This window comes from Collinsella sp. AF23-4AC, assembly GCF_003462685.1.
Taxonomy (GTDB): Bacteria; Actinomycetota; Coriobacteriia; order Coriobacteriales; family Coriobacteriaceae; genus Collinsella.
This window is the reverse complement of record NZ_QRVE01000025.1, coordinates 1-19,942: the sequence shown is the minus strand read 5'-3', so window position 1 is coordinate 19,942 and position 19,942 is coordinate 1. Positions and strand designations below refer to the sequence as shown.

Below are 19,942 nucleotides of genomic sequence, written 5' to 3'. Positions count from 1 at the left end.
GGACGGGGCTGAGGCCGAATAAATCAATTTGCGAAAGAATCTTGACGGTACCACCGACATTTAGGCTGCCCCGCACCAAACGCAACGCTTCAACCGTCGCCAGCTCGCGTACGGGCTCGGCACCGCCAAAGCAATCGCTCACGACCACGTCGTAGCGACGATGGCCCACGCTCGTCACACCCAGATACGAACGCGCCTCGGCGGTAATCATCCGCAGGCGATCGCCCGCCGTACGCTCTAGCTCGTCTAGGTAGAACCAGCGGCGGGCCAGACGCGTAATCTCTCCGTCATACTCGATGACGTCCATGCGCAAGCCCTCGTGCGACATCAGGGCGAACTTAGGATAGGCAAACCCGCCGCCGCCCAGCATAAGCATGCGGTCGATACCGTGACCATAAGCATCAAGCATTGCGTCCTCGGCCTCAAACACGTCGTCAAACGCACGATAGTACGCAAAGACGGGCTCCGCCCAACGTTCGCCAACGTAGCTTGCGCTTTGGTAGACGCCGCCTTGCACCAACACGCGAATCTCATCGCCACCCTCATCGTGCACGCGTTTCACACGCGCCAACCCATTACGGGTTCGCGCAACCTGCAGACAGGCAGCACGAACAGCGACGGCGGCCGCACCAAGCGCCGCGGCTCCCAGAGCAACGCCGGCAACGACGCCAGCAGAAACACTCGGCTTGTTCATCTAGAGCTCCTTTTGCAGATAGAGGCCATGGTCATAAAATCCAAGATGGCGATAGTACTCGCGCGTGCCAATCGCGCTGATCACGTTGATGCGCGCATAGCCCGCGTCCCGAGCAATCTGGCACGCACGCTCCACGAGCAGACGCCCCAGGCCGTGATGCTGAGCCGCCTGGCCCTGATCGCCCACACGTGCCGCCATACCATAGACGTGCACCTCGCGAATCATCGCTTCCTCCGGCCTGGTCGGCAACTCGTCCGCATGTGCAGTGACAAAGGCGCGATCGGGCAGAGACAGGCGCAAAAAGCCCGCGATCTTGCCCTGCGGCGTTACCCACTGCAAAAAGCGCTCGTGCGTCACCGGCGTCTCGTACGTCACTTCCTCGTCAAGGGCCAACTCGTTCAGGTCGGCACCCGCCGTGCTGATCTCGCGATAGCGGATCTCGCGCACCGTCGCGCCTTCCCCACGAGCCGCCAAGCGGTTTTCGACGAGTTGACGCAGGTTGGGCTTCTTGTTGCCCACCATGATGTCGTCGGAGCTAAAGTCGCGGATCATGCGACTGATGCGGCAGAACGCCGGCGTCACCACGATGTCATCGGCCAACACATCAAGCAGCTCTTCCTCGGTATAGGGGCGCCACTCGCCACGCTCATAGCAGCCCACCAGACGCGAGCCCTCGATGAGCGCGCACGGGTAGACCTTGACCTCGTCGGGCATAAAGGCCCCTTCGGTCATAAAGTGCTCGTAGTCGCGCTTGTCCCCCTCGGGCGTGGCGCCCAGCAAGTTAAGCATAAAATGCGCGTGGATCTTAAAGCCAAACAGGCGCGCAAGCGAAAACGCCCGCTCGATCTGCGCCACCGAAATGCGACGCTCGTTGATATCGAGCAGGTGCTGGTCGAGGCTCTGGATACCCATCTGGATCTTGGTGCAGCCCAGGCGGCGGATGAGCGTAAGCGCCTGCGGCGTTACAGCATCGGGGCGCGTCTCGATAACGAGTCCCACCACGCGATGCTTCGCCGTCTCGTTGATGCGCTGCTGACGCTCGAGCTCCTCCATCGTTGCCGTCTGCCACTCAGTGACCTCGCCCCACGGCGTACCGGGACCGTACAGACGACGCACCGCACGGTTATAGCCGCCCACGGCAGCATCCACACGCCCCTGCTCGTCGGCAACGCCGGCAGCAAGCTCGACCTCGTCTGTCGCAATGCCGGCGGCCCGATAGCGCTCGCGGCGCTCTGCTACCACCGGCGGCAGGGCATCGGCGGGAGCGTCATCGAGCAGACGCCCCGCCTCGGCACGACTGATGCCCGGACGCGCCAACATGGGGTTAGCCGCCACACCAGCCACGGCATCGTCATTGAGCGCGCGGAAGAGCTCCGACATAAACCACGTCTGATACCCTTGCGGATAGTCGCTCCAGGTACCGCCGAGCACAATGAGCTCAATCTTGTCGGTCGCATGCCCCATCTGCGAAAGCGCGGTCAGACGAGCGCTCACCTGCAGATACGGATCGAAGCAATTTTGCTCCGCACGGGCACACGCCGGCTCAGCGTGCAGATAGCTTTTGGGCATGCGCAGATCGTTGGGGCAAAACAGGCAATCGCCCGAGCATGGCCAGGGCTTGGTGATGACGGTAATGGTCGCCACGCCCGAGGCCGTTCGGCGCGGCTTCATACGCAGCACCTGCAGCAGTTGACGTTCCAGATCGGAATCGACATTCCACGCAGCCCACCGAGCCGGCTCCTCACGTTTAACCCGCTGGTAGAACGGCAGCAGACGGCGCTTGGCCAAATCGCGTTTGTCGGCACCCTCGCGGCGCGCCTCGGCATGTATCAATTTGACGAGCGCTTTGTCGTCCACAGTCTCGCCGCGACGCAGAGCCTCGAGTATGTTCAAGATAATCTGTTCCATGCCCCCATTGTAAAGGCAAAGGCGCCGAAGCCGACCACGGCCCCGGCGCCTCCATCAAAGAGCATGCCTATATGTACCGATCTCCGAAAACCGCATGTCACTCCGGATCAAACGACATGTCGCCCGAACCGACCTCAAAACGATATGTAGCAGACTTATCGCCGTTGTCGAATTCAAGATTCAATATGGTCTCGCCATCGTAGCCAAGCGGAAGGAAATCGCTCTCGAAGTCACCGCTGCCCACGGTGAGACTCGCCTTAAAGCCCGCAGAGTTCGGAACCGCTATCTCCACATCGCCCGAGTCCACGCTTACGTCCATCGACTTCGCGGGGGCCTGGTAGAGCTCGAACGTCACATCACCCGAACCGACCTTGGCATTCAGGGTGTCGGTTACAGTGCCCGCAAACTCAACGTCTCCCGAGTCCAACGTCAGGTTGAGGTCATGACACGCAATGTCCGTGACCGTCAGATCGCCCGCTCCTACATTCGCTGTAATGCCCACCATGTTATCGGCAACTTCGCGCGGCAGCTCGACGGTAACCGTGCGGTCAATGGCGCGCTCGTCATCGCAATCGAACTGGCGAATCTTGAGCGTAGAACCCTTAACCTCGGCCAGATTTTGGGTTGCCGCATCGAAGGCGACGGTCCCCGTTGCCACGCGACCGCTTTCAATTACGCGCACCGGCCCGCCGGAGACGTGTTTGACCTCGACCGTGCCCGACGTCACGTCCAAGTCAAGCGATGTGAACGCGTCGGCATCAAACGTTTCGCTCGAAAGCTGTTGAGGCCGAGCGGAATAGTTACCGCTATTCAAGGAATCGTCCTCGTCAAACGCATCGCCCATACCAGACAAGCCGGATACAACATCGTCGAAATCCCACGGTCCATCAAAATGAATCAAAGTCCGCGAAATGCCAAAGACAAGCCCGATGATGAGCACAAACGCTCCGATGCCAATACCCAAGCGCCTCTTAGACTCATGCGAGAGCTTCATCATTCATCACCTTCTTTGGCACTCGACTCAGCGGTGGTCGCGGCAGCCATGTCAGCGTCAACCGCTGTGGAAACGTCCTCCCCCTTAGTCCTAGCGACCGCCGGCGCCGGACCAACCTGAATATCCCCGCGCGCCCAATCGCCATCAAGCGCACGCGCCACCCAGTGATAGATGGGAATCGTGAAGAAGATCAGCGCGGCAAAGGGACCGGCACCAAACAGGAACATCAGCAAAAAGAACAGTAGCCAACACACGGCCCAATACGGGAACGACTGGAACGGGCCCTTCACCGGAGTCGAGCCAACCGCGGTGCCACTCGTCGCCTGCGCCGTAGCGGCATTGGCGGCCTGCGCACTCCAGCTTGCCGCTTGCGCCGCCTTGGCCGCGGCATCACTTGCCTGTGTAGCTGCCTCCGTGGCGCGTGCCGCCGCCTCATGGGTACGGGCGCGCTCTGCTGCCTCGGCCTCGCGCTGACGGGCGCGGTCCTCGTTCTCAAACTCGATATCGTCCTCGATCTCGTCGCTCGGATTGAGCAGCTCGTCCAAGCTCACACCGTAGAGCTTGGCAAGCGAGATCAGGTTCTCGGTATCGGGTGAGCTCTCCGCGCGCTCCCATTTACTGACCGCCTGGCGCGAGAGGCCCAGCTTTCGCGCCAGCCCTTCTTGGCTAAAACCCTTGCTGCGACGAAGGTCGGCGAGCCGCTGCGCAGTTTCTACATTCATGGTTCCTCCTATGTGATGCCAGCCGTGCCGCCGGACCGTTTTTGTTCTTAAGGCGCCTTGCACAGTTAAAAATCTATCCGCCACCGCCAAAAGCATGCCACCTATTCTAGTGAGATTTTTGACAACCGGCGGTTGCGGGCACATATGAGCTGCGGAAATGTGTCCAAACAAAGCAATGACCCGTAGCTCGGTTGTCCCCGTTGCGGCGTTAACGGTAGTATGGTCGTACTGTTTATTCCGCACCGCCAACGGAGGGAGTTCCGCGCCGTGAACCGCGATTTCGCCTCATCGCTCATCCAGCTCAACAACACGTTCTATCGCGAGCACTCCGCCTCCTTCTCCGATACGCGCCAGGCCCCGTGGCCCGGCTGGGTGCGCACCATGGACATTGCGCTCGAACAGCTCGACGTCACCACGATCGAGCATCCCGTCCGCGTCTTCGACCTTGCCTGCGGCAATATGCGCTTCGAGAACTTTGCCGCCGGCGGCGCACTTGCCGCCAAGGGCGTCGACGGGGCAAACCCCTCGGCGGATGCCAGCTGCCCGTTTGAGTTCTATGGCGTCGACTCGTGCCAAGACCTGGCCATCGATGCACATGGCCACGCGCTGCGCATTCCCAACCTACACTTCCAGGAGCTCGACGTGCTCGACGCCCTCATGAAGCTCAACCCCGCCGAGACGCCCGACGTGCTTTTCGACGCCCCGCTCGCCGACATCTCGGTCTGCTTTGGCTTTATGCACCACGTGCCGTCGTGCGAGTACCGCGTACGTGTGCTCGACGCCTTGGTGCGTCAGACGCGCCCGGGCGGCATCATCGCCATCAGCTTTTGGGAGTTTATGAATGACGAGCGCATGGCACGCAAGGCAGTTCGTGCCGAGGCTCGCGCCGAGCTCACCCCACCGTTTGAGGGCTACGATTCCGCGCAGTTTGAAGCCGGCGACCACCTCATTGGCTGGCAAAACGACCGCCACGCCTACCGCTATTGCCATCACTTTGACGATCAGCAGATCACCGACCTGGTGCGCGGCGTGCGCACGTTCTACAAGAGCGGCGAGGTCCCCGTGCGCGAGCTTGAACGCTTCCATGCCGACGGTCGCAGCGGCGAGCTCAACCGCTATGTGATTCTCAAGCGCCTATAGGCACCGACGACTCGCCGCCGAGCCGCACCGTATCTTTCGGGCAAACTATGCCCACCCTTTTCAACCCATTGACGGAACGCACAGCTATGCGTTCCATACTTATGACCAAGGAGCCTCATGGGAGCCGTCCACGTTCGCACGCCTAAGAACTTTGTGCTCGAGGAGCGCCTGGAGCGCTACGCCGATGCGATTGAGACGAACCCCGGGGCCTATGTCGGAGATTGGCGCGCGGCTTGCGCGCCAGTTGGCAGCAAGCCTTTCGAACACCTGCACCTGGATCTTGGCTGCGGCAAGGGAACCTACCTTGTAGAGCGCGCAGCCAACGAGCCAAACACGCTCTTTATCGGTATGGACCAGGAGCCCATCTGCATCGCCTATGCCGCGCAGAAAATCTGCGAGCAGGAATTGACCAACGCACTCGTCCTGCCCCGAGGCGCCGCATCGCTGCCGCAGCTGTTTGCCGCAGGCGAGCTCGATGCCATCACCATCAACTTTCCCACGCCGCAGCCCAAGGCCAAGTACGCCAAAAAACGACTCGTCCATGTCGGCCATCTGATGCTCTACCGCCCGCTCTTTTCAGCCGGCGCCACCGTCACGCTGCGCACCGACAGCAAGCCATTGCGCGACTACGCCCTGGGACAGTTTGCCGCGGCGGGCTACGACACGCTTTGGGTAAGTGACGACGTCCGCCGCGACCATCCCGAGCATCCCGAGACCGAATATGAGTGCCGTACGCGCGAGATGGGCGCCGTCGTCTATGGCATTTGCGCCACACCCGGCGCGCAACCCACCGACGAACAGCTCACAGAGGGTCGCATGCAGGAGCAAAGTCTTGCCTGCTACCTGCCCGATAACCTCGATGAGCTCACCTATGTGCCTCTGGGCATGGAAGAAGCCGTCGAGAACTTTAAGAACCGCGCCCGTAAAGGCAAGAAACGCCTGCCTCAGGAACGCTAGCACCGCGCGCCCATTTCCTGCATTTTCTCGCGCGCTGGCGTCCCGCGCCGTCGCTACGCCATAATAGTTGGCGAACAAACGGCGAGAGAAAGTAACCACATGGCACAGACCACGACAGATACCGCCGCCAGCACCGTCTCCGGCGCCGGGGCCGCCAGCTCATTCTCGGGCGGCACGGGAACCGAAGCCGAGTTCGGCTCGCTCGGCGCGCTCTCCCCCACCTGGTGGGAGCCCGAGGACGGCAGTGAGCCCGAACCATGGCTCACGCCCGATCAAGCCTTCGAACGCTTCTTTGAATGGACGAGCGATCGCGGCATTGAGCTGTGGGATCACCAAGAAGAGGCCCTCATGGACCTGGCCGCCGGCGATCACGTCATCTTAGGCACGCCGACCGGCTCGGGTAAGTCACTTGTCGCGCTGGGCATGCTCTTTATGGGCATGGCGCAGGGCAAGCGTTGTTATTACACGGCTCCCATTAAGGCCCTGGTCAGCGAAAAGTTTTTCGACCTGGTGCAGGTGCTCGGCCGCGATAACGTAGGCATGATCACCGGCGACACGCATATCAACACCAAGGCACCCGTCATCTGCTGCACGGCCGAAATCCTTGCCAACGATGCGCTCCGCGAGGGCGAGGACGCCGACGTGGGCTGCGTGGCCATGGACGAGTTCCACTACTTTGCCGACCCCGACCGCGGCTGGGCCTGGCAGGTGCCGCTGCTCACCCTGCCCCATACGCAGTTTATGCTCATGAGTGCCACGCTCGGCGATGTCACTGCCATCGCCACCTCACTCGAGGAGCACACCGGCGCTGCTTGCGACTTGGTCATCGACGCCCCGCGCCCTGTTCCGCTGAGCTACGACTATGTGACGACCTCGCTCGAGGGCACCGTCGAGCTCGCAATGCGCCGCGGCGAGGCCCCACTCTACATCGTGCACTTTAGCCAGGACGCCGCACTTGCGACGGCGCAATCCCTCGCCAACTTTGGTATTGCCAGCAAGGAGCAGCGCGAGGCCATCAAGGAGGCGGCCAAGGGCACGAGCTTCTCGACGGCCTTTGGCAAGATTCTCAAACGTCTGCTTGGATGCGGCGTCGGCGTGCACCATGCTGGCATGTTGCCGCGCTATCGCCTGCTGGTCGAGCGCTTGGCGCAGCAGGGCCTGCTGCCCGTCATCTGCGGCACCGATACGCTCGGCGTCGGCATCAACGTACCCATCCACACCGTGGTGCTCACCGCGCTCGCCAAGTTCGATGGTTACAAGATGCGTCGTCTGCGCGCCCGTGAGTTCCATCAGATCGCCGGTCGCGCCGGGCGCTCGGGCTTCGATACCGAGGGCATGGTCATCGCCGAGGCCCCGGAGCACGAGATCGAGAACGCCAAGCTTATGGCCAAAGCGGGCGACGACCCCAAAAAACTCCGTAAGATTAAAAAGAAAAAGGCCCCCGAGGGCTTTGTAACCTGGAACAAGCAAACCTTTGAGCGCCTGATCGAGACGCAGCCCGAAACGCTCAAGCCGCGCCTGCGCATCACACACTCCATGGTGATTAGCGTGGTCGAGCAGGGCGGCGACGCTCGCGCCCGCGTGCATGACCTCATCGAGACAAGCCTGCAAACGCCCGAGGAAAAGGCCAAGCTCGAGATTCGCGCCGACGAAATCTTCGCCACGCTCATCGATTCCGGCGTCGTCGTTCGCACCGAGGTGCCGCCCGCGCCCGACGCTCCGGCTGACGCCGCGCCGGACATCGACTACGCGCTGACGGTCGACCTGCCCGAGGACTTTGCGCTCGACCAGCCGCTCTCGCCGTTTTTGCTTGCCGCGCTGGAGCTGCTCGACCCCGAGAGCGAGACCTATACCATGGATCTTATCAGCATGGTCGAGGCAACGCTCGAAGATCCCAAGCAGGTACTCCGCGCCCAGGAGCGTGCCGCGCGCGACCGCGCTATGGCCGAGATGAAGGCCGACGGCGTCGAGTACGAGGAGCGCTTGGAGCGTATCCAAGACGTCACGTACGAAAAGCCGCTCGAGGACTTGCTCGATGCCGCCTTCGACAAGTACTGCCAGGAAGTACCCTGGGCCAACGACTACCAGCTCTCGCCCAAGAGTGTCCTGCGCGACATGTTGGAGAGCGCGAGCGATTTTAAGGGCTATATCCAAAAGCTCGGTATCGCCCGCTCCGAGGGCATTTTGCTGCGCTACTTGGCAGAGGCCTACCGTTCGCTCGACCGCACCGTGCCCATCGAGAAGCGCGACGAGCGCCTGCGCGACATTATCTCGTGGCTGGGCTTTGTGGTGCGCTCGGTTGACTCGAGCCTGGTGGACGAGTGGGAGAACGCCGGCAACCCGGCAGCCCTCGATGCTGCGCCGCCGCAGGGCATCGACGAGGTCGTGGCGGACCGCCGCGGCTGCACGCTGCTGGTGCGCAACGCCCTCTTCCGCCGCGTGACCCTTGCCGCCCGCGAGCATGCGCGCGACCTAGGCGAGCTTGACGACGGCTGGGGCATGAGCGAGGTCCGCTGGCAAAAAGCGCTCGACGCTTACCACGAGCAGCATGAGGAGATCCTCACCGACGGAGATGCCCGCAGCTCGGCAATGTTTTCCATCGATGAGTCCGACGAGAAAACCGCGCACGTATGGCACGTGCACCAGATTTTTGCCGACGAGGATGGCGACCACGACTTTGGCATCATGGGCGATGTCGATCTGGACGCCACGCAAGACGGCGGCGAGGTCATCTTCAAAAACTACCGCGTCGGCTTTATCGAGGACCTGCTCGAGGACTAGCCGAACATACTGGAACGAAACGAAGCGGGGCCGTTGGCAATATCGCCAGCGGCCCCGCTTTTGCACTATACGCTATGCCTTACTCGGCATCCTCAACCTCATACGAATCCGCCTCGGCGGGCTCATCGTTTGTCTCTGGCGTAGCCCCGCGTGCCTCGTCAAACGCTGCCTTCATGGTCTTGTTACCCCACGTGAGCTTGCGAATGGTAAGATCGTCGGCTTTCTTGTTGGCTAGGCGCAGATTGTTCTCGGAGGACAGCAACGCTTCCTTGGTTTTCTGCAGATGGCTAATCGTCTTGTCGATCTCATCGATCGCCGTTTGGAACTTGCGGCTCGCGATCTCGTAGTTGCGACCGAAATCATTCTTGAACTTTTCCATCTTGGCTTCGAAGTTCGTGACGTCGATATTCTGTTGTTTGTACTCCGCCAGCTCCTGCTTATAGCGAAGCGAACCCATGGCGGCGTTGCGAAGAAGTGTAATCATGGGAATGAAAAACTGCGGACGGATCACGTACATCTTCTCGTAGCGATAGCTCACGTCCACGATACCGGCGTTATAGAGCTCGCTCTCGGGCTCGAGCAGCGTGCAGAGCACCGCGTACTCACAGCCTTTCTGGCGACGATCGTGATCGAGTTTCTTAAAGAAGTCCTCGTTTTTATGCTTGGTCGCGGTCTCGTCGTTCTCGTTTTTCATCTCGAACATAATCGAAATGACCTCGTTGCCGCTCGCGTCGCACTCGCGGAAGATAAAGTCGCCCTTGGTGCCCTCGGACGCATCGTTATCCTTCTCGAAGTACGCGTTGGGAAACGCCGTCATGCGCAGACGGTTGAACTCGGTCTCGCAGTGCTGCTCGAGCGACTCGCCCACCATCTTGGTGGACAGGCGGACCTTCATGTCCTTAAGGCGCTCAATCTCTTCATCCTTGTAGCGGATCAACTCGTCGCTCACGCGCTTGGCCTGCGCAAGCTCGAGCTCATGTGCCGCCTTGGCCTGCTCCTCGCGAGAATCGCGCACCGCCAGCTCGCTCGTCAGTTTGGCACGTGCCTCATCACGCTCACGCTCCGCCGCGGCGACCGCCTTCGACAGCTCCATTTTTGCAGAAAGTTCTTGCTCACGAAGCTGCGCGCGAAGGCCCTCAGCCTCGCGCTCGGACTGAGTCTTTGCGGCGGAAAACTTCTCTTGTACCTTCGCGCGATAGTCAGCAAGCGCGCGCTCGGCCTCGCTGCGAGCGGCATCGAGTTCGCGCTTCGACTCAGCCGCAGCAGCGGCAAGCGCCATCTCCTGGGCTTTATCCGCCGCGGAGAGCCTTGCCTGCAATTCTGCAATCTGTGCATCGCGTGCGGCTAAATCGTTTTGAGCGGCATTGCGCGCCGCTGCCTCAGCGAGTTTGGTTTCGTCATCCTTGCGACCAAGTTGTGCACGTAGATTGTCGATCTCGCGCTGGAGCTCTGCGTTTTCCTTCTGCGCATCCGCACGGGCCTCAACCGCCGCGCGCTGGCTTGCACTCTCACGCTCTGCGGCAGCGCCCTCGAGCTTGGCGCGCAGCTCGGCAAGCTCGGCATCGCGCTTGGCGACTTCTTGTGCCAGCTGCTGAGCTGCGGCGTTCTTCTGCTCGACAAGCTGAGCGTTGCGCTGGGACTCTGCCTCCTGCAAAGCAGCCGTCGAACGCGAGCGCTCAAGCTCCAGCGCCTGCTCGCCCTCGCGCTGGACTGCCTTCACACGCTCGTCCAGGTCGCGCGAAAACTCGGCATCGCGCACCTGTTTGACGATATCCGCATAGCCGGACGCATCGACCTTAAACACTTCGCCGCAATGCGGGCACTTGATCTCGTTCATGGCAGCTCCTCGATGGACGCAAATTTCAACCGTCTACACTCTACCGCGCCGCGCGGACAAAAAAGGCGCTGCTGCCATAATGGCAACGGCGCCAGAACCACGGCAAAGGTGCCTGGCCCATCTTGTGGTGGTTCGAGAATTACAGTCCAAAAAAGCCTAGGATCTGGTCTCGGCTTACGGGCTTGTAGTCGTTGGCGTCGAGGCCCACATCGTAGCGAAGAATGGGACGTTCGCGATCGCGGTTGCGCGCGTTGGTGCGGTCTCCCCTGCTGTGGATATGCCCGTGCAGCATGATGGCGCCGCGCGCCTTGCCATTCCAGCTGAGCATGGGATAGTGGCTCATCACCAGGCGATGGCCCTTGGCGTAACCGGGAGCAACCTCCAGATAATCGCGCACCTCATCCCAAATGCGCGGCGCGTCCGGATCTTCCCAGTCGCCGTCATGGTTACCACGGATGAGCGTCACGTTCTGGCATTCGATGCGCTCGCGCAGGCGCACCGCCTCCGCCAGGGGCAAACGATAGGTAAAGTCACCCAAAATATAGAGACGGTCGTCCGTCGCCACGCACTCATTGATGGCATCGATGACCTTACGGTTCATCTCCTCGATCGAACCAAACGGTCGATCCATGTCGTGCAAGATATTCGTATCACCCAGGTGCAGGTCGGCGGTAAACCACATCATCGTCTACGTCCTCATTTCGCAATGCGTCAAACTCGTGCTAAGTATACAGGCGGCGGTTAGCCAAAGAGCCCGCCGAACAGGCCGCGGCGGCGCTTGTCTTGCTTTTTCGAAGCGTCACCCTGAGTCTTCTTACCCTGCCGTTTCCTACGGTCCTGCTCCAACTCATCGTCATCGAGTAGCATATCCCACTCAAACGGATCGTCTGTCAGATCGAACAGGTCATCGTCATCAAACATGGCAGCCTCCCTTACCGATTAGCGGGCATCCACCACATAGAGGCCAACGCGCACCTGATGCCACGGGCTGAGCTCAGGGGCAACCTGCTGCACGCGGGCCTCAAATACGTCCTCGTGGCCGTAATACATCATCAAGGACAGCGGGCCGACCTCATTTCCCGGAACATAGCCAAGCTTGGTGTTGCCGTAATAAATCGCAACCGCCTCGGGGTCATGGGGATTATCACGCTCCGCACACAGCGTCAGCTTATCGCCCGCTTTAAGATCGCCTAGGACCAAAGCGCCGTCGGCATACTGAAATCCCGCAATGTGAAACGACAGAAGAAGGCGTGAAGGCTCGTACATGGCAACTCCTCTAACGGCCGGATAAACCGGCATGTAACCTTATTGAGAAGTCTACGGGCCCGTGCGGACATAAATTCATCCTTATCTGATTCTAATGCACAAACATGCGCACGAACCTGTGCTTCCAGCTTGCATAAGGGGCATAGCGGAATGGCACGTCCAACCACGTTGCCTTGTTCACGATGCTCTTCTTGTGGCTAAACGTATCGAAGCTCTCGCGTCCATGGTACTGCCCCATACCGCTCGCTCCCATGCCGCCAAAGCCCATATGGCTCGTAGCCAGATGCATGATGGTGTCGTTGACGCAGCCACCACCAAAGGGCACGTAGCGCACAAAGCGCTGCTGAACCGCGCGATCCTGACTAAAGATATACAAGGCCAGCGGCGTCGGGCGATTCGTGATGAACGCCTCAGCCTCATCCAGGCTCTCAAACGTCAGCACCGGCAAGATGGGGCCGAAAATCTCCTCCTGCATCACAGCGTCATCGGGGGCCACGCCGTCCAAAATTGTCGGCTCGATCTTGAGCGAAGCCTCGCGCGCGACACCTCCAAGCACGACCTTATCGGGATCGATCAGCCCGCGCACGCGCGCAAAATGCTTGGCGTTGACGATATGCCCGTAGTCCTCATTGTCGAGCGGATGCTCGCCAAACATGCGGCGGACCTCCTCCTTGATGAGGCCCAGCAGCTCGTCGTGCACGCTCGTATCGACCAGCAGGTAGTCGGGTGCCACGCAGGTCTGCCCCACGTTGAGCCATTTACCAAAGGCGATACGCCGTGCCGCAACCTTCAAGTTTGCCGTCGCATCCACGATGCAGGGGCTCTTTCCGCCCAGCTCAAGCGTCACGGGCGTAAGGTTTTTACTTGCGCGCTCCATGACGAGTTTGCCGACCGGAACGCTACCGGTAAAGAAGATCTTGTCCCAGCGCTCATCGAGCAACGCTTCGTTCTCGGCGCGCCCGCCCTCGACAACCGTCACCAGGCGCGGATCAAATGCCTCTTCACAGATTTGCTTGAGCACCGCACTCGATGCCGGAGCATATGCGCTCGGCTTGATGACCACGGTATTGCCCGCGGCAAGGGCGCCGGCGAGTGGCTCGAGCGTCAGCAAAAACGGGTAGTTCCACGGAGCCATGATGAGTGTGACGCCATAGGGCACGGCCTGCGTCTTGCACACACTCACGGCGTTGGCGAGGTCACACGGACGCAGACGCGGACGACTCCATCGAGCCACATGCGCAATCTGATGTCGAATCTCGGAAAGCGAGGTGCCGATCTCGCACATATACGCCTCGTCATGTGACTTTCCCAAATCGGTCTTGAGCGCATGGGCAATATCGGCCTCGTGAGCCCGTACCGTATCGCGTAAACTCACAAGCGCACGACGCCGAGCATCGACATCAAACGTGGCGTGCGTCTTAAAGCAGGCGCGCTGGTCGCCGATGATGCGCGCAATTTCCTCGGTGTTCATGGACCCTCCTAGTTCTCGTCCTCAAACATACCACCCGCAACGACCTCGTACATACGCTCGAGCTCCAAACGGTCCATCAAAAGTGGAACGGGGTATAGCGGATTGGCCTCGGCATCGGCATGGGCCGCCATTTGCGGAATATCGGAGCAGCGAATACCCGAGACATATTTGGGGATTCCCAGGGCCTCATTCATGCGGTCGACCCAATCGATAAAGGCCTCGGCCGCCAGGCTGTCCTGCGCGGTAGCCGGCGCAATGCCCGCCATGCGAGCCAGATCGGCAAGCTTGGGGGCGGCGGCGTCACCATAGGCGCGAAGCATATGCGGCAGGATGATAGCGTTGGCCAAGCCGTGCGGAATCCCGTAACGCCCACCCAAGCTGTGTGCGATGGCGTGAACGTATCCAACATAGGAGCGGGTAAACGCAACGCCCGCCTTATACGCCGCCGAAAGCATATTGCGACGCGCACGCATGTCGTCGCCATGCTCATAGGCCTCGAGCAAATTGTCGTGGATGAGCTGCACCGCCTGTCGCGCCATCTTACGCGTATAGGGCGTGGTGCTTCGCCCGATAAAGGCCTCGACGGCATGCGTCAGGGCGTCCATACCCGTCTGCCCCGTAATGGAGGCGGGCAGACCGCGCGTAAACTCGGGGTCGTGCACCGCAAAGCGCGGGATAAGCACAAAGTCGTTAATGGGGTACTTGTAGTGCGTCTCGTCATCGGTGATAACCGCCGCGAGCGTGACCTCGCTTCCCGTGCCTGCCGTAGTGGGAACGGCGATAAGCAGCGGCAGGCGACGATGAATCCGCAGCAGGCCGCGCATCTTGTTGATGGGCTTGCTTGGCTGCGTGATGCGTGCACCCACGCCCTTGGCGCAGTCCATGGCCGATCCTCCGCCAAAACCGATAATGGCCTGGCAGGCGTTCTCTCGATACAGGGACGCCGCTTCCTCCACGTTTGAGACCGTGGGGTTCGCTGATGTTTTGGCATAGACCGTAACGCCAATCCCCTGAGCCGTAAGCGCACGCTCGAGTGATGCCGTGAGTCCCAAACGAGCGATACCAGGGTCTGTCACGATAAGGACCTTCTGGATCGAGCGCTTTTGAAGCACCGCGGGCACATCCTCGGCATGCTCCAAAATGCGCGGCTCGGTATAGGGCAGGATTGGCAATGCAATGCGAAAAACCGTCTGATATGTTCGGCACCAGGCACGACGGGCTAGATGCATAAAGGAAACTCCTTCATTTGTTGATAGGTCAACATTTGCTCGACCGATTGTACTCAGCGGAGATCGCAGACGGCCTGCCAATCGTTAATCAATCAACATCTTCACATCTCAAAATTGTTTTATTAAAAATCATTCCTAATAGGCTTCACATTTGGTTGCATTTATGGATAATAGAACCCGTCAAGACGCACGTCCGGAGAGGGCCCTTACGGGACCGGACGAGCGCGCCATCGCCATCGATCGAAAGGATCGAATCATGAAGTTTGTTTGCCCCGTTTGTGGTTATGTGGAAGAGTTCGACGGCGACCAGCTGCCCGAGGACTTCAAGTGCCCCCAGTGCGGCGTTCCCGGTTCTCGTTTCCTGAAGCAGGAGGAGGGCCAGCTCGAGTGGGCTGCCGAGCACGTCGTGGGCGTCGCCAAGATGGAGGGCGTCTCCGAGGACATCGTTGCCGACCTGCGCGCCAACTTTGAGGGCGAGTGCTCTGAGGTCGGTATGTACCTGGCCATGGCTCGCGTCGCTCATCGCGAGGGCTATCCCGAGATCGGCCTGTACTGGGAGAAGGCTGCCCACGAGGAGGCCGAGCACGCCGCCAAGTTCGCTGAGCTCCTGGGCGAGGTCGTGACCGACTCCACCAAGAAGAACCTCGAGATGCGCGTTGAGGCCGAGAACGGCGCCACCGCCGGCAAGACCGATCTTGCCAAGCGCGCCAAGGCCGCTGGTCTCGATGCCATCCACGACACCGTGCACGAGATGGCTCGCGACGAGGCCCGCCACGGCAAGGCTTTCGCCGGCCTGCTCAAGCGTTACTTTGGCTAAGCCAACCGCCTGAGACATAACCTCTAGCTCGAAGAAGGCCCGGACCGTATTGGTTCGGGCCTTCTTCGTGGGCTTATTGCAGCTGCTCTTGAAGAACATTGAGCGACTGAGGGCTCAGGTCGTCGTATTGTATGAGGACGCGAGATGGAGCGTTCTTAGTCGATGCCCGATCAGCCGTCCACAGGCAATCGGCGATGTTGACATAGGAAATACGAGCGTCAGCGAGAGCCTTCGCGAAACTCTCCTCCGCCTTGTCCTCGGCCAGGGCAACAGTGCAGTAAAGGCCCGCGTCTGCATGCTCGATCGAGACCTCCCCTGCCGGAAACGCTTTCCGTACAAGCGCTGCCAGGCCATCGCGTGCCTCGCGAGCACGCACGCGCACGCGGTTCACATGCCGCTCGTAATCACCCGATTCCAGCAAGCGCGCTAAAGCGACCTGGTCAACAGAGCTCACCGACGAAGCGTAAAAACCAAGGTCGCGCCCAAACCGTTCCATCAGCTCATCGGGCAACACCATGTACGCCAAACGCAACGCCGATGAAAGGCTCTTCGAAAACGTGTTGGTATAGATGACCGATTGAGCGGCATCGATCGACGCGAGCGCGGGAATCGGCTTGCCGGCAAGGCGAAACTCACAATCAAAGTCGTCTTCGATGAGATACCGACCCGGCCGCTCGGCAGCCCAGCTCAGCAGCGCATATCGGCGCGCGATGCTCGTCACCAAGCCGGTTGGATATTGGTGAGACGGCATCAGGTGAAGGACATCGGCCCCGGTTTTCTGCAGAGCGCTCAGGTCCACGCCGTCGTCATCCAACGGGATATGTCGAACTTTGCACCCCATAGCCTGATAGATGCGCGTCAAGCGCAAATAGCCTGGATCCTCGACGGCATACACCTTGTCCGCGCCAAGCAACTGAACCAACATGGTATCGAGCAGCTGGGCGCCCGCACCGATAACGATATTGTCGGGATTGACATTCATGCCCCTTGTCCCGCGCAGATGGTGCGCAATCGCACGTCGCAGTCGAGCGGTGCCCTGCGCCGGTGCGGGCGAAAAGATTTCACGCTCGTCTTCGGACGTCAGCGTCGCCCGTAGCGCACTTTGCCAAAGCCGCGCCGCCTCCAAAGCGGAAGGAGAAAGTGCGTCGAATCGCTCTGCCTGCCCCATGGCATCATGCGCGCTGGGACCAACAGGAACAGCATCTCGGTCGATATCCCCCGCAGCCAAAGCCAAAACCGGCGCATCCGGAAGCTCGCACGCGTAGTAGCCGCGACGCGGCATTGAGCAAATATAGCCCTCGGCAAGCAACTGGCTATATGCATTCTCGATGGTAATGACACTGATACCCAGATGACTCGCAAAGGCGCGCTTAGACGGCAGATGCTCCCCTGCCGCAATGCGCCCGGCAACAATATCATCGCGAATTTGCTGGTAAACATACTCATAAAGCGATGCTTCGCCGCGATTTTCCAAATTGTAGTCAAGCATGGGTCTATCACCTGACCTTATCGAATCATTCAATCTGGCATTAGTCTGACCTTGTTATTATCTCGAAAACTGAGTATTTCGCCATACCCAGCTCCCCGATAGGATGTTCCGTCAAGCAATGCACATGCCAACCAAGGGAGCAACCATGGCAGAACAGACCAACAAGGCCGATCGCGTCAAACTCAATCGCGAGCTCGCGCAGATGCTCAAGGGCGGCGTCATCATGGACGTCACCACGCCCGAGCAGGCACGCATCGCCGAGGAGGCGGGCGCCTGCGCCGTCATGGCGCTCGAGCGCATCCCGGCCGACATCCGCGCCGCAGGCGGCGTCTCGCGCATGAGTGATCCCAAGATGATCAAGGGCATCCAAAAAGCTGTCTCCATCCCCGTTATGGCCAAGTGCCGCATCGGCCACATTGTCGAGGCGCAGATCCTGCAGGCCATCGAAATCGACTACATCGACGAATCCGAGGTCCTCTCCCCCGCCGATGATGTCTATCACATCGACAAGACCCAGTTTGACGTGCCGTTTGTCTGCGGCGCCCGCGATCTGGGCGAGGCGTTGCGCCGTGTTGCCGAGGGCGCCACGATGATTCGTACCAAGGGCGAGCCGGGCACGGGCGACGTCGTTCAGGCCGTGCGCCATATGCGCAAGATCCAAAAGCAGATCCGCGACGTTGTTGCTCTGCGCGACGACGAGCTCTTTGAGGCAGCCAAGCAGCTGCAGGTTCCGGTCGAGCTGGTGCGCGAGGTCCATGCCACGGGTAAGCTCCCCGTCGTAAACTTTGCCGCCGGCGGAGTCGCGACCCCCGCCGACGCCGCGCTGATGATGCAGCTGGGCGCCGAGGGCGTCTTTGTTGGCTCGGGCATCTTTAAGAGCGGCGACCCAGCCAAGCGCGCCGCCGCCATCGTCAAGGCCGTGGCAAACTTCACCGATGCCAAGCTCATCGCCGAGCTTTCGGAGGACCTGGGCGAGGCCATGGTGGGCATCAACGCCGACGAAATAGAGATCATCATGGAGGAGCGCGGGCGCTAGTCCAGCAGAAGGGATCGCACATGAGCGATTATGCAGACCAAACGGTCGCCGTGCTGGCGGTCCAGGGCGCTTTTGCCGAGCACGAGGCAAGACTGTCCGAGCTGGGCGCACGTTGTATCGAGCTGAGGCAGGCGGCCGATTTGCAGCAGAACTTTGACCGCCTGGTCCTCCCCGGCGGCGAGTCCACCGTTCAGGGCAAGCTACTTGCCGAACTCGGTATGCTCGAGGGGCTTCGCACACGCATTGTTGAAGGCATGCCTGTATTGGGAACCTGCGCCGGCTTGATTCTGCTGGCGCGCGACCTTGCCGCCCACGACGATAAGGGGACGCCGCGCCTAGCAACCATGGATGTGTTCGTTGAGCGCAATGCCTACGGCAGGCAACTCGGCAGCTTTCGAGCCAAGGGGCAGGTAGCCGGCATCGACGGTGAAGTGCCGCTGACGTTTATCCGTGCGCCCCGCATCGTCGAGGTCCACGGCGACGCCAAGGCCTTAGCGAAAGTCGACGGGCGCATCGTCGCCGCCCGCCAAGGCAACCAGCTCGGCGTAACCTTCCACCCCGAACTCGACGAAGACACCCGCCTCCACGAACTGCTCCTACAAATGTAGGAAGAACAGAAACGAGAGTGGATAATCCCCCACCTTGAGCATGAATATGGGCTCATACCAGGAGATTATCCACTCTCATACTATGTAGTCGTTGGGGACGTTCTTAAACGACTACTCAAACAAGAACGTCCCCAAAGGGTCACTATAATAAGGATAGAAAGGTCGTGAAAATACAAAACAGGAGGTTACACACATGAGGAAGCAGGAGCAAAAGGGTAAAATCACAGCATTGTACGAAAGGTTATCTCACGACGATGGGCGGTCTGACGAGAGCGTGTCCGTAGAAAATCAAAAGCGCATCCTGGAGGACTACGCCCGAAAAAATGGCTTCACTAATGTCCGCCACTTCACCGATGACGGGGTGCGGGGAACGACCTTCAAGCGGCCCGGCCTGGACGCTATGGTGGACGAGATACGGGCCGGAAATGTGGCTACGGTTGATTTTCAATCTCAACGCAACAGCCTGAACGGACCCCGCGTTTCCGCAGCTAGCGCAACGCGGAAATAGCCCCCGGCGCCTGGCCGTCGCCTCGTTTCCGCAGGTGGAGAGGCTGTGGAGGCCGGTGCCCCCATGCCGCCGCCGCATGCTCCGCCAGCCCGCCGCGCAGCCGTTCCGGACTCAGCGCAACGGGCCCTCCGGCCCATGTCCCGGCCCGCCGCCTATCCCGCCAGCGGCCCCTCGCCCCTCGCGGCCCTGGCCCTGTCGATGCAGCCGGGCGTGAGGTCGAGCTCGCCGGGCGCCAGCTCCTCTATCCCGAACGCGTCCATGAGGGCGGAGGCGTCCTCCCCGAGGGCCATCCGCAGCACGCGCGCCGGCGTCAGGAACCCGAGCGCCCCCCTCGGCTCGGAGTTCACCTGCGACATGAGCAGCGCGCAGTCCGCCGCCTCCAGCCGGTCGAACCTGGCCCCGGCGCCCTTGGGCAGCAGCTTCCTGATCTCGACGTGGTTCTTCTCGCACGCGCCCTTCTGCTGGCTCTGCCGGGGGTCGCAGTA

The 19,942-nt window shown here is 60.6% G+C and carries 18 protein-coding genes and 1 pseudogene; 7 read left to right on the top strand and 12 right to left on the bottom strand.

What is annotated here, in order from left to right; translation table 11 throughout:
• The 4 genes from DWY05_RS09425 to DWY05_RS09410 all read right to left on the bottom strand — a co-directional run.
• Positions 1–694: spermidine synthase (locus DWY05_RS09425; RefSeq protein ID WP_117837257.1), on the bottom strand; the 694-nt coding region annotated here is incomplete at its 3' end.
• Positions 695–2,602, bottom strand: a complete 1,908-nt coding sequence (locus DWY05_RS09420) for an elongator complex protein 3 (protein ID WP_117821488.1) — start codon at positions 2,600–2,602, stop codon at positions 695–697.
• A gap of 97 nt (positions 2,603–2,699) precedes the next feature.
• A complete protein-coding gene (locus tag DWY05_RS09415; protein WP_158558736.1) occupies positions 2,700–3,596 on the bottom strand; it encodes a DUF4097 family beta strand repeat-containing protein in 897 nt (298 codons plus the stop codon).
• Positions 3,596–4,318, bottom strand: a complete 723-nt coding sequence (locus tag DWY05_RS09410; RefSeq protein ID WP_117821486.1) for a helix-turn-helix domain-containing protein — start codon at positions 4,316–4,318, stop codon at positions 3,596–3,598. Before DWY05_RS09410 ends, DWY05_RS09415 begins: the two co-directional genes overlap by 1 nt.
• A gap of 267 nt (positions 4,319–4,585) precedes the next feature.
• Here DWY05_RS09410 and DWY05_RS09405 point away from each other — a divergent pair, with 267 nt between their 5' ends.
• The 3 genes from DWY05_RS09405 (at position 4,586) to DWY05_RS09395 (ending at position 9,196) form a co-directional block, all read left to right on the top strand.
• Positions 4,586–5,458 (top strand): hypothetical protein, encoded by an 873-nt coding sequence (locus DWY05_RS09405; protein WP_117821485.1) that lies wholly within the window; start codon positions 4,586–4,588, stop codon positions 5,456–5,458.
• 117 nt (positions 5,459–5,575) lie between these two features.
• Positions 5,576–6,415, top strand: coding sequence for a tRNA (guanosine(46)-N(7))-methyltransferase TrmB (locus DWY05_RS09400; RefSeq protein WP_117821484.1), 840 nt, complete (start codon positions 5,576–5,578; stop codon positions 6,413–6,415).
• A 99-nt stretch (positions 6,416–6,514) separates the two neighbouring features.
• Positions 6,515–9,196 (top strand): RNA helicase, encoded by a 2,682-nt coding sequence (locus DWY05_RS09395; protein ID WP_117821483.1) that lies wholly within the window; start codon positions 6,515–6,517, stop codon positions 9,194–9,196.
• A 79-nt stretch (positions 9,197–9,275) separates the two neighbouring features.
• On the opposite strand, the gene DWY05_RS09390 is transcribed toward DWY05_RS09395, so the two are convergent.
• The 6 genes from DWY05_RS09390 to DWY05_RS09365 all read right to left on the bottom strand — a co-directional run bounded on the left by DWY05_RS09390 (position 9,276) and on the right by DWY05_RS09365 (position 14,999).
• The gene (locus DWY05_RS09390; protein ID WP_117821482.1) at positions 9,276–11,033 is read right to left on the bottom strand and encodes a DUF2130 domain-containing protein; all 1,758 of its coding nucleotides are present in this window, start codon (positions 11,031–11,033) and stop codon (positions 9,276–9,278) included.
• A gap of 139 nt (positions 11,034–11,172) precedes the next feature.
• Positions 11,173–11,718: a metallophosphoesterase gene (locus tag DWY05_RS09385; RefSeq protein WP_117821481.1), complete on the bottom strand. Its 546-nt coding sequence runs from the start codon at positions 11,716–11,718 to the stop codon at positions 11,173–11,175.
• 56 nt (positions 11,719–11,774) lie between these two features.
• A complete protein-coding gene (locus DWY05_RS09380; RefSeq protein WP_117821480.1) occupies positions 11,775–11,954 on the bottom strand; it encodes a hypothetical protein in 180 nt (59 codons plus the stop codon).
• A gap of 18 nt (positions 11,955–11,972) precedes the next feature.
• Entirely contained in the window at positions 11,973–12,299 is a 327-nt protein-coding gene (locus DWY05_RS09375) for an HIRAN domain-containing protein (RefSeq protein ID WP_117821479.1), read from the bottom strand.
• A gap of 91 nt (positions 12,300–12,390) precedes the next feature.
• Positions 12,391–13,770 (bottom strand): aldehyde dehydrogenase, encoded by a 1,380-nt coding sequence (locus DWY05_RS09370; protein ID WP_117821478.1) that lies wholly within the window; start codon positions 13,768–13,770, stop codon positions 12,391–12,393.
• Between the two features lie 8 nt (positions 13,771–13,778).
• Entirely contained in the window at positions 13,779–14,999 is a 1,221-nt protein-coding gene (locus DWY05_RS09365) for an iron-containing alcohol dehydrogenase (protein WP_117821477.1), read from the bottom strand.
• A 253-nt stretch (positions 15,000–15,252) separates the two neighbouring features.
• Between DWY05_RS09365 and DWY05_RS09360 the strand changes: the two genes are divergently transcribed.
• Positions 15,253–15,816 (top strand): ferritin family protein, encoded by a 564-nt coding sequence (locus tag DWY05_RS09360; protein ID WP_070097113.1) that lies wholly within the window; start codon positions 15,253–15,255, stop codon positions 15,814–15,816.
• A gap of 73 nt (positions 15,817–15,889) precedes the next feature.
• On the opposite strand, the gene DWY05_RS09355 is transcribed toward DWY05_RS09360, so the two are convergent.
• Entirely contained in the window at positions 15,890–17,305 is a 1,416-nt protein-coding gene (locus DWY05_RS09355) for a PLP-dependent aminotransferase family protein (protein WP_117821476.1), read from the bottom strand.
• 145 nt (positions 17,306–17,450) lie between these two features.
• Here DWY05_RS09355 and pdxS point away from each other — a divergent pair, with 145 nt between their 5' ends.
• The 3 genes from pdxS (at position 17,451) to DWY05_RS09340 (ending at position 19,457) form a co-directional block, all read left to right on the top strand.
• Positions 17,451–18,341, top strand: a complete 891-nt coding sequence (gene pdxS / locus DWY05_RS09350) for a pyridoxal 5'-phosphate synthase lyase subunit PdxS (protein ID WP_117821475.1) — start codon at positions 17,451–17,453, stop codon at positions 18,339–18,341.
• Positions 18,342–18,361: 20 nt separating this feature from the next.
• Positions 18,362–18,949: a pyridoxal 5'-phosphate synthase glutaminase subunit PdxT gene (gene pdxT / locus DWY05_RS09345; protein ID WP_117821474.1), complete on the top strand. Its 588-nt coding sequence runs from the start codon at positions 18,362–18,364 to the stop codon at positions 18,947–18,949.
• A 193-nt stretch (positions 18,950–19,142) separates the two neighbouring features.
• Positions 19,143–19,457: a recombinase family protein gene (locus tag DWY05_RS09340; protein ID WP_117821473.1), complete on the top strand. Its 315-nt coding sequence runs from the start codon at positions 19,143–19,145 to the stop codon at positions 19,455–19,457.
• A 152-nt stretch (positions 19,458–19,609) separates the two neighbouring features.
• On the opposite strand, the pseudogene DWY05_RS09335 reads toward DWY05_RS09340, so the two are convergent.
• Positions 19,610–19,942, bottom strand: a pseudogene (locus DWY05_RS09335) (IS30 family transposase); the annotation flags it as partial.

What these genes read in the sequence shown, in the direction of transcription:
- DWY05_RS09380 (WP_117821480.1), bottom strand. Translation starts at nt 11,954, where the DNA reads ATGTTTGATGACGATGACCTGTTCGATCTGACAGACGATCCGTTTGAG.
- DWY05_RS09385 (WP_117821481.1), bottom strand. Translation starts at nt 11,718, where the DNA reads ATGATGTGGTTTACCGCCGACCTGCACCTGGGTGATACGAATATCTTG.
- DWY05_RS09375 (WP_117821479.1), bottom strand. Translation starts at nt 12,299, where the DNA reads ATGTACGAGCCTTCACGCCTTCTTCTGTCGTTTCACATTGCGGGATTT.
- DWY05_RS09370 (WP_117821478.1), bottom strand. Translation starts at nt 13,770, where the DNA reads ATGAACACCGAGGAAATTGCGCGCATCATCGGCGACCAGCGCGCCTGC.
- DWY05_RS09400 (WP_117821484.1), top strand. Translation starts at nt 5,576, where the DNA reads ATGGGAGCCGTCCACGTTCGCACGCCTAAGAACTTTGTGCTCGAGGAG.
- DWY05_RS09390 (WP_117821482.1), bottom strand. Translation starts at nt 11,033, where the DNA reads ATGAACGAGATCAAGTGCCCGCATTGCGGCGAAGTGTTTAAGGTCGAT.
- DWY05_RS09355 (WP_117821476.1), bottom strand. Translation starts at nt 17,305, where the DNA reads ATGCTTGACTACAATTTGGAAAATCGCGGCGAAGCATCGCTTTATGAG.
- DWY05_RS09395 (WP_117821483.1), top strand. Translation starts at nt 6,515, where the DNA reads ATGGCACAGACCACGACAGATACCGCCGCCAGCACCGTCTCCGGCGCC.
- DWY05_RS09415 (WP_158558736.1), bottom strand. Translation starts at nt 3,596, where the DNA reads ATGAAGCTCTCGCATGAGTCTAAGAGGCGCTTGGGTATTGGCATCGGA.
- DWY05_RS09420 (WP_117821488.1), bottom strand. Translation starts at nt 2,602, where the DNA reads ATGGAACAGATTATCTTGAACATACTCGAGGCTCTGCGTCGCGGCGAG.
- pdxS (WP_117821475.1), top strand. Translation starts at nt 17,451, where the DNA reads ATGGCAGAACAGACCAACAAGGCCGATCGCGTCAAACTCAATCGCGAG.
- DWY05_RS09340 (WP_117821473.1), top strand. Translation starts at nt 19,143, where the DNA reads ATGAGGAAGCAGGAGCAAAAGGGTAAAATCACAGCATTGTACGAAAGG.
- DWY05_RS09365 (WP_117821477.1), bottom strand. Translation starts at nt 14,999, where the DNA reads ATGCATCTAGCCCGTCGTGCCTGGTGCCGAACATATCAGACGGTTTTT.
- pdxT (WP_117821474.1), top strand. Translation starts at nt 18,362, where the DNA reads ATGAGCGATTATGCAGACCAAACGGTCGCCGTGCTGGCGGTCCAGGGC.
- DWY05_RS09410 (WP_117821486.1), bottom strand. Translation starts at nt 4,318, where the DNA reads ATGAATGTAGAAACTGCGCAGCGGCTCGCCGACCTTCGTCGCAGCAAG.